Consider the following 11,506-nt stretch of genomic DNA (forward strand, 5'->3'; position numbering starts at 1 on the left):
CAAACGCAGGCCTCGGTACGTCCGAGCCTGCGTTTGTTGTATCATGAATTCTATTTAATCCTGCGTATTTCCAATGAGTACACAATCGATATGTCCGCACTTCATTGTGCCGATCGGTTTCACCTGAATGACAAGGAAATGGTCTTCAAATCTGCATGTAAGAAGGAACATCTGCATCTGGTTAAGCAATTGCATTTGCACGATCATGGTTTGTGAGTCCATCCAACTCGCTCCACATGCGGCTTCGAATCCAAAGAACGGATCGGTGCCGATAAGAGGTTGATCGAAAGAGAAGCTGCAAATCGTTACCCGCCGTTGATCCGTACAGAATTTCAACTCCGGGGTCGGTCCTAACGTTATTTCACATGAAGTGTATCCCAGTGGATTGGAATTCAGGATGTATTTGCGTTTTGTAGTTTCTTCCGCTGGCGCAGCCCGATCCAAAGATTTCGGCAGAACCAACTGCAATCGTTCGATCTGCTTAAGCAGGCGTCTGTATTGTAGAGGGTTGTCCTGAACCGGCTCATCGGCTGCGGCTGCGTAAATATATTCCCAGAAACCATTCAGGATCAGCTGGTGCTCGTCCCGGTTTTGCAGCGTATTGGCCGTTGTGACGAATACGATTTGCTTATGCGGTACGACCACAATGAATTGGCCGCCCATGCCGAATGCGCAATAAGCATCGTTGCGGCATCTCCAGAACTGATACCCGTAACCTTGTCTGCCGTCCAGCAATGCTTTTGCGTTGGAATTATCCACGATTTTGCTTGTGCTTCGCTCCACCCAACCCTTGGGTAAAATCCGCTTGCCGTCCCATATTCCATCCTGCAGATAAAGTTGGCCGAATCTGGCCATGTCTTCGGTCGTGCACCAGATGCCGCTGCCGCCCTTATTGATCTGCTGCGGGCAGCTCTCCCATTCGATTTGTCCGATCCCAATCGGATCGAACAGTCTTGGCCGCAAATAATCCAGGACCGTTTGACCCGAGGTTCTTTGAATGATGGCACATAGTGTATGTGTCGCAGTCGTGTCGTAAGCAAAAATGGTTCCCGGTGGATAGGAAGGAGGAGTATTCAAGAAAGAATACACCCAATCCTCCCCTTGCGTATCGGTTGAACCTGGATGAACGGTTTGCATCGAGAGCAAATGTTTCACCTGCATCATGGCGGTGTAGGGGTGAACGTCTTCAGCAAGCTTATCTTGGAAAAAGTCGATCACACGATCTTGCAAGGAGAACAGCCCCTCTTGGATTGCGATGCCTACTGCCGCTGATGTGATGCTTTTGCTTACCGAAAAGATCGGATGTAATAAGTGACGATGGAACGGCTTATAGTAACCCTCGGCAGCAATATGGCCATAGCGAAGCAGCATAAAGCTGTGTAAGTTGATATTCATGTCCTCAATATAATCCAAGAACTTGCCGAGCCCCGCAGAGGAGATTCCTGCTTGCTCCGGTTTTACTCTCTCCAGCTGGTGCTTCATCTATTGTCATCCTCCAATATCGTTGGGCTAACCTTGAGATGAGTCCCTTTCCTTTCACCCTGATTCCGAGGAACCTTTCAGCGGATAGGACTCTCTTTATTCATCATATCGAAAATGTGAATAGGATTTCTTCATTTTTCTTGCGAAAAGTGCCTGAAAATTTGCTTTATTTGCTGAGGTTGGTCCTTATTCATTCATCCGAAATAATCAAATAAAGTGATTATATGTTTGCCTCCGTGCCCATGGTATCCTATCCACAGGGCAGGAAAGATCGAATAAGACATCACGGTCTTTATAACAAATAGGTTAAGAAGGTGGACTGACGATGGAGTTTGGGTATTCATTTGTTCCGGAAAAAGAATGCAGATATGATTGGGAAAAAGGGTATGGATTCGCCTTTTCGCCACAACCTTCAAAGAATGAGGATTTAAGAGATTCCTGGACTGGCGAGTACTTTGAAGATCCCGTACCGACGCTGCTGATGGATGTGCCTAACGGCAATTACAAGGTAACTGTGACGTTAGGCTCTTCTGATCAAACAGCCGTCACAACGGTGAAGGAAGGGCTGGGGCGGTTAAGGCTGCTGGATGTAAAGACAGATACGGGCGAAGCTGTAACGAAGACATTTGCCGTTCATGTCGATGACGGTGGGCTGAAGCTTGCTTTCGGGGGAGCAGCTCCAAGTGTACAGTTAGTTGAAGTGAAGCGCGATACAACGCTCCCAACGATATTCCTTGCCGGAGATTCGACGGTAACCGATCAAGCCTCTGGACAATATCCGTACACCGGTTGGGGCCAAATGCTCGGCTTGTTTCTCGGCGAAAGCATTGCGATTGCGAATCATGCCCGTTCGGGGAGAAGCAGTAAGTCTTTCGTTCACGAAAGCCGGCTTCTTCGAATGGCCAAAAAGCTGCGCAAGGGAGATTACCTCTTTGTTCAGTTTGCTCACAATGACGAGAAGAACAATGATGGCGGGACGCTGCCTTTTACCACATATCAGGAGTACTTGAAGCAATACATCGATCTCGCAAGACAAACTGAGGCTTATCCTATATTCATCGCACCCATGCATCGCCGCTTCTTCGAACAAGATGGGACGATACGGAATACGCATGGAGATTATATCGAAGCTATGAGGGAGTTGGCTGAGCGGGAGGCGGTGCCGTTTATCGACTTGGCCGCGTTAAGCAAGACGTATTTTGAGGAGCTTGGAGAGAAGCGTACCAAGGAAATATTTCTCTGGGCAGAGCCGGGACAATATAAGAACCTGCCTGATGGCGCACAGGATAATACTCACTTTTCCGAAAAGGGGGCTATTGAAATTGCAAGGCTGGTAGCAAAGGGGATACAAGAGGGGCGGATCGAACCTTTATGCAGATTCATGCGGCCAATTGTTGATTCCACTGAAATACAAAACAAAATCATCTAGATCTTAGGCGTACTCGTTTTGCAGAAATGAACCTTTTGACCCGCTATCACGGTTGAAGATAGCATCATCGGCAAGTATGTTCAGCAGGGAGGAGATTCGTAGTGGCATTCATTATCCAACGGAATACGACTTACCGCATTCCTAAACACCCCTCATCACCTGTCCGCCATGCATGGGACATGATAAAAAGAGACCATGCACAGGTTTTCGGAGCAGTACCGACCGTCGTCATGGGCGAATTGGAGCACGCGGATGTCGTGATCCGATTCGCGGTGCCTGATGACCGGTGCCCGTGGCATCCAGAGGCGTTCTGCTTCCGTTTTGTCAAAGACGGCGGAAAAAAAGAGCTTCATATTGCTGCGAATGACGAGCTTGGCCTAGTCTATGGCATGCTCGAGTACAGCAGGAAGTATCTTGGTGTCGATCCTTTCTGGTTCTGGGCGGACCTTCCTCCGGAACCGCGAAGCCATGTTGAGATCCTTATGATAGATTACGATGCGCCGGAGCCGTACGTGCGCTTTCGCGGCTGGTTCGTCAACGACGAGGTGTGTCTCATCGGATGGAAGGAGGAATACCCTCCGACCCGAGAGGTATGGGAGCCGGTCTTCGAGGCGCTGCTGCGCTGCGGAGGAAATATGGTGATCCCCGGCACCGATCTACCGAAACACGGGATCCATGCGGACCTAGCCTCGGAAATGGGGTTATGGGTTACGCATCATCATGCGGAGCCGCTGGGCGCAGAGATGTTCCTGCGCGCTTATCCGGGCATGAAAGCAAGCTATCAGGAGAACCCGGAACGGTTCGAAGCATTATGGGAGGAAGCGATTGAGAAGCAGAAGGATCGCAGCATTGTCTGGGTTCTCTCCTTCCGAGGTCAAGGCGACCAGCCGTTCTGGGCACAGGATCCTGCTTTTGACACGCCTGAGAAACGAGGTGAGATGATCAGCCGCGTAGTACGTAAGCAATATGAGATGGTCCAGGCGAAGGTGGCCAATCCGAGGTGCAGCGTGGCTTTATACGGGGAGATCTCAGAATTGTATAAGGCGGGACATATCCATATACCGGACGATATCATTAAGATTTGGGCGGACAACGGATACGGCAAAATGGTGTCACGCCGCAACGGCAATGAGAACTTTCGTATTCCCGCATTGCCTGATCCGCAAGATGAAGGCAAGCATGGCATTTATTATCATGTGACATTTCACGATCTGCAAGCCTCCAACCATCTGGCTTTGTTCCCATCTCCGGCCCGGCTCATCCGAGATGAGGTTGAGGGGGCGTTTCGGGCAGGTGCGAAGGAGTATGTGCTTGTCAATTGCGGCAACATCCGGCCGCATATCTATACACTGGATTTGCTTCGCGAGCTGTGGATGCGGGGAGAAGCGGATGACAAGGAGCATCTTCAATCGTTTGTCGGACGGATGTTTCCTTCGGGAAGGGCGGAACAGATTGCAGACCTGTATCGCGACTATGCGCGCCGAACGATTGTTTATGGCCCGAATGAAGACGATCGGGCGGGGGATGAATTTTATCATCATCCCGCTCGCAAAATCGTTGGGCATTGGCTGCAGGGGAAATCGGATCGGCCGCTAAGCCGATTATTTTGGGCCACCGGGAAAGTGGATTTTCCTGCACAGGTCGAGTGGTTTCGGAGGAAATGCGCCGATGCTGTAACCGGTTGGCGTGAACTGCTGGCGCGAATCGAGGAACTGCTTCCGGCATTGCCTGAGCCGGACCGTCTTCGACTGAGGGATCATTTGCAGCTGCACGTAGAGCTGCATTTAAGCGGCTGCGAGGGATTCGAGAAGCTGGGGCGATCTTACAGCGCTTACAGGGAGGGAAATTATCCGCTGGCCTTCGTTTACGCATCTCAAGCGATGTGGAGTTACGGAAAGGGCCTTACTGCACTGAAGCAGGCAGAGCACGGAAAATGGCTGCACTTCTATAGAGCCGACTGGCTCACGAATATCCAGAGCACCGTCCACAATATGGACACGCTTCGCCGCTGGCTTCGCATGCATGGCGACAGTCCGGATTTCTTCCTTTGGTACAAACAATTTTTAATGCCGGAAACGGAGAAATATATTTACTTAGAGAACACACACCGTAATCCGCTCTCGGACGACGAACTGGCAAGAAGACTTGCGGATTATTTTGGCGAGTAGACTGTCATGATCGGGGTCATTTCATCGGGATGGTGTTTGACTTAAAGCGAGCGAATCTAGTTAGGATGATATGCTATTCATACGGCCGTCTAGGACATGGATTGCATGTCCTAGACGGCCGTATTTCATATATTCCAAAGAGGGTCATAAACAGGGTCTCATATCTGGTGGAGGAGCGAGAGCAACCGGAGCCAGATATGAGACCAAATAGCAGGACAATCGATAAGATAATACGTCATATTGCAAGGGTCACCCGTGTATCAATCAAATCCAGCCTTTTTCCTCTGCGATCTGGACGGCTTGCTGCCGTGATTCGGCTTCCAGCTTCTGAATGGCGGAGGACAAATAGTTCCGCACGGTGCCTTTCGTCAAGAAGAGAGCCTTGCTGATTTCGTCCGTTGTCATGCCGGTTTTGGTCAGGCGCAGCATTTCAGCTTCTCTCTCGCTTAATGGATTTTCCTCCTTCATGAAGAGGGTGGGCGCCAAATCTGCGCTGATGACCTGCTCCCCTCGCATGACCTTTCGGATGGAATCAATCAGTACATCGATGGGCTCGTCCTTTAATAAATAGCCGTTCACGCGGGCTTCCATCGCTTTTTGCAAATAACCGGGGCGGGCAAATGTCGTGACGATGATCAATTTGCAGGGCAAGCCGTCTCTTCGAATGGTTTCGGCCAGCTCAAGGCCGCTGAGATAAGGCATTTCGATGTCCAGCACGCATACGTCTGGCTGCAGCTTTTGGATGGCCTCCCAAGCCTGCCGACCATCTGATACCTCCGCTGCCATCTCGATGTCGGTTTCGAATTTAAGCAAAGACGCAAACGCGCTGCGAATCATTTGCTGATCCTCTGCAATGACGACTCGAATCATGAAGTAAGCAGCTCCTTTCCTTGCTGACGGAGCGGGAGACGCATCATGACAGTCGTTCCGCCGTCAGGCGAGAAGGTGACCTTCAATGTTCCATGAAGCGTCTGCATTCTCTCCCGCATCGACTGAATGCCGTTGCCCGGCTGCTCGGTCACGGTTCCAACTCCGTCATCTGAAATATGTACAACATATTCATTTCCCTCGATCTGAAATGTAAATTGGCATCGCCGCGCTTGGCTGTGCCGAATAATATTCGTTACCGCCTCTCGAATCGAGAGAGCGAGCATCGTTTCTTCCACGCTGGCGAGCAGCGGCGGGTCCCCGATATGCCGGGTATCCAGCTCGATGCCGGCGGATTGCAGCAGCTCTCTAGAACGCTCAATTTCATCGGCAAGCGGAATAAATTTCATTTCGGACACGAGCTCCCTCACTTGCTTTAAGGCGACTCTAGACGTTGTAAGAATTTCTTGAAGCTCCGCCTTGGCCTGAAGCGGGTCACGATCGACCCATTTGGCCGCCAGCTCACTTTTGATCTTAATCATCGTCAACGTCTGTCCCAGCGTATCATGAAGATCTCTGGCGATTCGATGCCGTTCTTCCTGCTGAATATAAGTCTCGAGCTTCTTCTGGGCTGAATCAAGCTGCCCCTGCAAGGTCTTGGATCGATGGATCATATACATGATCATCGGGAACATGATTTGGATAATCATAATAGGCAGGTAGACGGGACTGACCGCTGAGAAATCGCCGTCCCTCAGCCAAATGACTGCTAAATACATCAGTGCAATCGCAAGCATGCCGATGCCAATATGCCATTTCGACTGAGCTCGGCTAAGCAGGTCAGCAAACAGGAACCCAAAGAACAGCACGTTCGGATCGGTATGGATGCCTAAAACGGCGAGTATGGAAAATCCTATTAATGCCGCAGACAGCAGCCGCCAATCGCGATGCCATAGAGCGAAATAGAAGGCGGCAAGAAAGAGCGCCAGCAGAAACAGGCTCCCCGTCAGACCGAGTGACGAGCTGGAGCGGAGAGCCATGTAACATAAAAAGATGATAGATATGACATCGATCAGCAAATAATTTTTGATTTGATCGCTCGGATACAGCTTTTCGAACATGGACGTAAACAGCCTCCAGTTAGCGGGAACGACTGGTGAAGACGGCGATAGCGCTCCTGCGGAGCATCTCCAGTGGACCAAGCTTAAACCTAAGCAGCCAAAGCGTTGCAAAGACAAGCAGGAATGAACAAATGCACAGCCACACCGCTGTAATCGCCAGCGAATTCAGTTTTCCACCGAGGGCCAGCCCCCAGCCGTAAAAAATAGTCGCAGAGATGATATTCTGAATGACGTAACAGCTTAAAGACATTTTTCCTGCGTTTTCAAGAAGCTTCCAAAGCCATTCGCATTTCTTCCATTGTATCAAATGTCCGATGACAGCTATATACCCCAATGATAGAATCGGAGCAAATAAATAGCGGACGGGCAGGTCGAATGCACCGCCAGGGATAAAGATGAGCAAATTGAGCGGCACTCCGACATAGATACCGAGCTGAAACAGCTTGCGGCGATGTTTTTTTCCTTGTGCGCCTGGAGCGAATACTCCTGCGCGCATCAATCGGACGCCCAGCAAAAATAAAAACACGTTCGATGGGATGACAAGGATCGCTTCCGATCGGAGCGGCAGGAAGTTGGTCAACCGGTATTGGACTTGCTCCAGCCACGTTCCGTTTTGATACAAAATTGCGACCTCATCAAAGCTGCCTAAGGACATATTCGCGCCAAGTAAGCCTAGTGCCAACACCGCCAGCATGAGGAAAGCAACGACACTGCCGATCCACTTCATCGTAATCGAGATGAGGCGATCCCCGCGCTTTACGATGTAGGCCGCGATGATCCCTGTCACTGCATAGCTCATAAGGATGTCATATTCCAGGACGAAGATGAAGTGAAGCAGTCCCTCCAGACCTAGAAATAAGAGTACCCACATATACCCGCCAGGCCAGGATAAATTTTTGCGCTTCGACTGCCGATATTTCAATTCCATGCCTGCACCGAACATGATGGTAAGTAGACCGAGCAGCTTCCCGTTGACCAAGAACAGGACGATCATCCGAAGCAGATCGTTCGCCGTCCGCCATTCGGTATATGCATAGGTCGTAATGTAAGACAAATCTCCCAGATAAGCAAAGATCCATATATTCGTCCCAAGCGTACCTAAAATCGCAAATCCCCGTAAAATATCGAGCAACCTGATTCGTTCTCGTTGTTCCCCCATCATTCATCACTCTCTTTTCTCATTTTTTTGATTTTTATTGTATCGATGAAAAGAGAGGGAGAACATTCACACCTGTCAACGGAATCATATGACACGTGTCATATGATTAAAAGTTTTTCTATCGATCTAACGAATATGAAACCATGCTGCCCTATTCTCGTATTAGTTGTTTGACTTATTTGACGCTTACGATCGGCTTCTTTACAATTTGATATTGTCTAGAGTGTTTTCGATTAAACTGACGAGAAGGCAGATGATCCACTTGTTTATTGTAATAGCACTTGTTTTCTTGGTATTGTATGCCGCATTGGTGTTTTATATTGGCCGGAGCAGTTATCGCTGGCTCGGACCAAAGGCTTCGTCCAAACGCTTCAAATGGATTTATAGTATCGTTTTAGCAATAGTAGCGAGCTCGTTTTTCTTAGGTCAATTTACGGATCAGGCATTCTTAGGCGTCATCGGCGCGTATTGGATGGCCGTCTTTTATTTGCTGCTCATCTTGGTGCCGTTAGCGCAGATTACTGTAAGATTGCTGCGGTTTACTAGGCTGCCGCATCAACGTGTACAAGCATGGTCCGGTGCCGTTGTTTTATTGCTGTTAGTATCCTTCCTTACTTACGGAATTTATAATGCTTACAATCCTGTTCTCCGTACATATGAAATTCACATTGAAAAAGACGTGCCCTCCGTCTCGTCCCTGACCGTTGTGATGGCTGCAGACATGCATTTCGGACTTTTGTCCGGACGCGATCATGCTGAGCGTTTAGTGGAAGAGATTAATAAGCTGGATGCGGATCTTATACTGTTCCCTGGCGATGTTTTCGATGACGATATTCGTCCTTATGTCGATCAAGGAATCGACGAAGTACTTTCACAAATTGAATCCACCTATGGCGTCTACGCATCTCTTGGCAATCATGACCGTTACGACGGTCCGACCGAGGACATGATTGCTGTGTTGGAAAACAGCAATATGCATGTCCTATACGATGAATCCGTAGTGGTAGCAGATTCGTTGACCCTTGTAGGACGAAGAGACCACAGCGATGACGGCAGGGAAGAGCTCGCTCCATTGATGGATGGGATAGATCTTTCGAAGCCTGTTATTTTGCTGGACCATCAGCCCTACGATCTCGACATTGCACAAGAGCAGGGCATTGATTTGATGGTCTCCGGCCACACGCACCGCGGTCAAGTGTTCCCCGGTAATCTAATCACGGATGCGATGTATGAGAATGATTGGGGATATTTGCAGAAGGAACAGCTTCATTCCATTGTGACGTCTGGATATGGATTCTGGGGACCGCCGATAAGGATCGGCAGCCGTTCGGAGCTGGTGAAAATCGATGTTACTTTTGGTGAAACAACGAGTTGAGTTTGTCAGATGAAAATCTCCACAAAATAAAGCCGCTGCATAAGGGAATTCCTTAGCCAGCGGCTTCATTGATGGGTTATGAGGATTGTTTTATTGTTTTCAGTTTAACTTTCGGTGCTTTCTCGCCTCATTTGGGCCTTGCTGTGCTGCACTTCGGCTTCCTTCTTCTCAGCTTGATCCATTCGTTTAATGAAGAAGGAAAGCACGAGCCCGATCACCGAGAAACCAATAATGAGAAGGTAGGCATCATTAATGCCTTGGATGGACGCGTCCGTGATCATTGTTTGCGTCATGGAAGCTGCACCGCCTTCAGTCATAGCTTCTTCCAAATGAATTTCTGTACGATTGGCCATGACGGAGACAAGCAGGGATGTACCGACAGCTCCGGCAACCTGCCTAACGGTATTGGATATCGCTGTACCGTGAGCATTCAGCTTGGAAGGCAGTTGGTTTAATCCGGCGGTCTGAATTGGCATGAGCAGCATCGCCATGCCGATCCGGCGCACAGTAGACATCACCACCAAATAGGTGAAGCTGGTCGAGTCGGTTAAGTTAATGAAGCTGAAAGTGGAGACGATCATAATGGCCGTACCAATCACGGCAAGCCATTTCGCGCCGAAACGATCGAATAGTTTTCCGGTAACAGGCATCAAGAGACCCATCAGCAGCGCTCCCGGCATCATGAGCAGTCCAGATTCCAACGCAGAGAAGCCCCGGGCATTTTGAAGGTACAGCGGAAGCAGCATCATATCTGCATACATGACCATGGTTACCGCAATATTGATAATCGTGGTCAATGAAAACATCGAGTATTTAAAGGCTCTCAGATCAAGCAAAGGATTGTTGGAAACGAGCTGCCGCCACGTGAAGAGAGCGAGAGCAAGGGCACCCGTGATAATTGTAGCGAGTACCTCGGGACTCAGCCATCCTGCGCTTCCTGCGCTGCTGAAGCCGTATAGTAAAGCACCGAATCCAATCGTAGACAAGATGACACTGGTCACATCTACTTTGGCATAAACTCGCTCCGATACATTTCTGAGATATATAAAACCTAAGCCGATAACGATCACAGCGAATGGAATCATACCGTAAAACATCGTTTCCCATGCGAAATTTTCTAAGATATAGCCGGCCAGCGTAGGACCAATCGCAGGTGCGAAAATAATGGCAAGCCCTACCATTCCCATGGCAGCTCCCCTTTTATCCGGAGGGAACAGCGTTAAGATCACGTTCATGAGCAGCGGCATAATGATGCCTGCACCAGCAGCCTGAATGAGTCGTCCGGTCAGCAGAACAGGGAAGTTGACCGCGAAGGCCGATACGATCGTACCGACTAAGAATAAGATCATGGAGCTAAGGAATAGCTCCCGAGTTGTAAAGCGCTGCATTAAAAAGGCCGTGATTGGAATAAGAACGCCGTTCACCAGCATGTAACCCGTCGTAAGCCATTGGGCGGTTGTAGCAGAAATGCTAAAATCGTTCATTAATTCCGGTGTGGCGACACTCATGATCGTCTGATTCAACGTCGCAAGGAAGGCACCCAAAATCATGATAAACAAAATTGGCCCTTTTTTGACGGACCCACTGTCAAACTCTTTACTCGTATTGCTCAAAAGTACTCCCATCCTTTCTTTCTCTTTGTCTAGACTTAATTTACACTGTGTATTATAATCAACATAGTATAAATTAGATTAAACGATGTACACCGTTATTGGCAAACAACAAATTAATCAAAAATGTAATTTATTTTACATAACCATTCATATCGTCGTTTAATAATTAAGCATTTTGCATAATTCCGTTTTTGGGAATTACGCAGCAGAATTCTAGGCTTAGTAGAACAGCTTTTTCAGCTTTGCTGACTTGAATTGCAGAAATGGGCAGACCTGCAGAATTTCTGGTGAA

At 48.9% G+C, this 11,506-nt stretch carries 8 protein-coding genes; 3 read left to right on the forward strand and 5 right to left on the reverse strand.

Annotation, left to right across the window (positions count from 1 at the left end; genetic code table 11):
• Positions 1-54: 54 nt before the first annotated feature.
• A complete protein-coding gene (locus ACFPXP_RS12565; RefSeq protein ID WP_379894583.1) occupies positions 55-1,482 on the reverse strand; it encodes a serine hydrolase domain-containing protein in 1,428 nt (475 codons plus the stop codon).
• Between the two features lie 325 nt (positions 1,483-1,807).
• On the opposite strand from ACFPXP_RS12565, the gene ACFPXP_RS12570 reads away from it, so the two are divergent.
• Both ACFPXP_RS12570 and ACFPXP_RS12575 read left to right on the forward strand, forming a co-directional pair.
• On the forward strand, positions 1,808-2,911 hold the full coding sequence (locus tag ACFPXP_RS12570; RefSeq protein WP_379894584.1) for a rhamnogalacturonan acetylesterase: 1,104 nt from the start codon (positions 1,808-1,810) through the stop codon (positions 2,909-2,911).
• 101 nt (positions 2,912-3,012) lie between these two features.
• On the forward strand, positions 3,013-5,079 hold the full coding sequence (locus tag ACFPXP_RS12575) for a glycosyl hydrolase 115 family protein (protein WP_379894585.1): 2,067 nt from the start codon (positions 3,013-3,015) through the stop codon (positions 5,077-5,079).
• A gap of 264 nt (positions 5,080-5,343) precedes the next feature.
• Here ACFPXP_RS12575 and ACFPXP_RS12580 read toward each other — a convergent pair whose 3' ends face one another.
• The 3 genes from ACFPXP_RS12580 to ACFPXP_RS12590 are packed head-to-tail and all read right to left on the reverse strand — an operon-like array spanning position 5,344 to position 8,226.
• Positions 5,344-5,949 (reverse strand): response regulator transcription factor, encoded by a 606-nt coding sequence (locus ACFPXP_RS12580; RefSeq protein WP_379894586.1) that lies wholly within the window; start codon positions 5,947-5,949, stop codon positions 5,344-5,346.
• Positions 5,946-7,067: a sensor histidine kinase gene (locus ACFPXP_RS12585; protein ID WP_379894587.1), complete on the reverse strand. Its 1,122-nt coding sequence runs from the start codon at positions 7,065-7,067 to the stop codon at positions 5,946-5,948. The genes ACFPXP_RS12580 and ACFPXP_RS12585 overlap by 4 nt, the downstream gene beginning before the upstream one ends.
• Before the next feature lie 19 nt (positions 7,068-7,086).
• On the reverse strand, positions 7,087-8,226 hold the full coding sequence (locus ACFPXP_RS12590) for a DUF418 domain-containing protein (RefSeq protein WP_379894592.1): 1,140 nt from the start codon (positions 8,224-8,226) through the stop codon (positions 7,087-7,089).
• 262 nt (positions 8,227-8,488) lie between these two features.
• Here ACFPXP_RS12590 and ACFPXP_RS12595 point away from each other — a divergent pair, with 262 nt between their 5' ends.
• Positions 8,489-9,601 carry a metallophosphoesterase gene (locus tag ACFPXP_RS12595; RefSeq protein ID WP_379894588.1) on the forward strand — a complete coding sequence of 371 codons (1,113 nt, stop codon included), beginning with the start codon at positions 8,489-8,491 and terminating at the stop codon, positions 9,599-9,601.
• A gap of 104 nt (positions 9,602-9,705) precedes the next feature.
• Here the strand turns inward: ACFPXP_RS12595 and ACFPXP_RS12600 are convergent, their stop codons facing one another.
• A complete protein-coding gene (locus ACFPXP_RS12600) occupies positions 9,706-11,226 on the reverse strand; it encodes a DHA2 family efflux MFS transporter permease subunit (RefSeq protein ID WP_379894589.1) in 1,521 nt (506 codons plus the stop codon).
• Positions 11,227-11,506: the final 280 nt, after the last annotated feature.

The organism is Marinicrinis lubricantis (assembly GCF_042658665.1).
In the GTDB taxonomy this organism is placed as follows: Bacteria; Bacillota; Bacilli; order Paenibacillales; family KCTC-33676; genus Marinicrinis; species Marinicrinis lubricantis.

What these genes read in the sequence shown, in the direction of transcription:
- ACFPXP_RS12565 (WP_379894583.1), bottom strand. Translation starts at nt 1,482, where the DNA reads ATGAAGCACCAGCTGGAGAGAGTAAAACCGGAGCAAGCAGGAATCTCC.
- ACFPXP_RS12590 (WP_379894592.1), bottom strand. Translation starts at nt 8,226, where the DNA reads ATGGGGGAACAACGAGAACGAATCAGGTTGCTCGATATTTTACGGGGA.
- ACFPXP_RS12600 (WP_379894589.1), bottom strand. Translation starts at nt 11,226, where the DNA reads ATGGGAGTACTTTTGAGCAATACGAGTAAAGAGTTTGACAGTGGGTCC.
- ACFPXP_RS12570 (WP_379894584.1), top strand. Translation starts at nt 1,808, where the DNA reads ATGGAGTTTGGGTATTCATTTGTTCCGGAAAAAGAATGCAGATATGAT.
- ACFPXP_RS12580 (WP_379894586.1), bottom strand. Translation starts at nt 5,949, where the DNA reads ATGATTCGAGTCGTCATTGCAGAGGATCAGCAAATGATTCGCAGCGCG.
- ACFPXP_RS12585 (WP_379894587.1), bottom strand. Translation starts at nt 7,067, where the DNA reads ATGTTCGAAAAGCTGTATCCGAGCGATCAAATCAAAAATTATTTGCTG.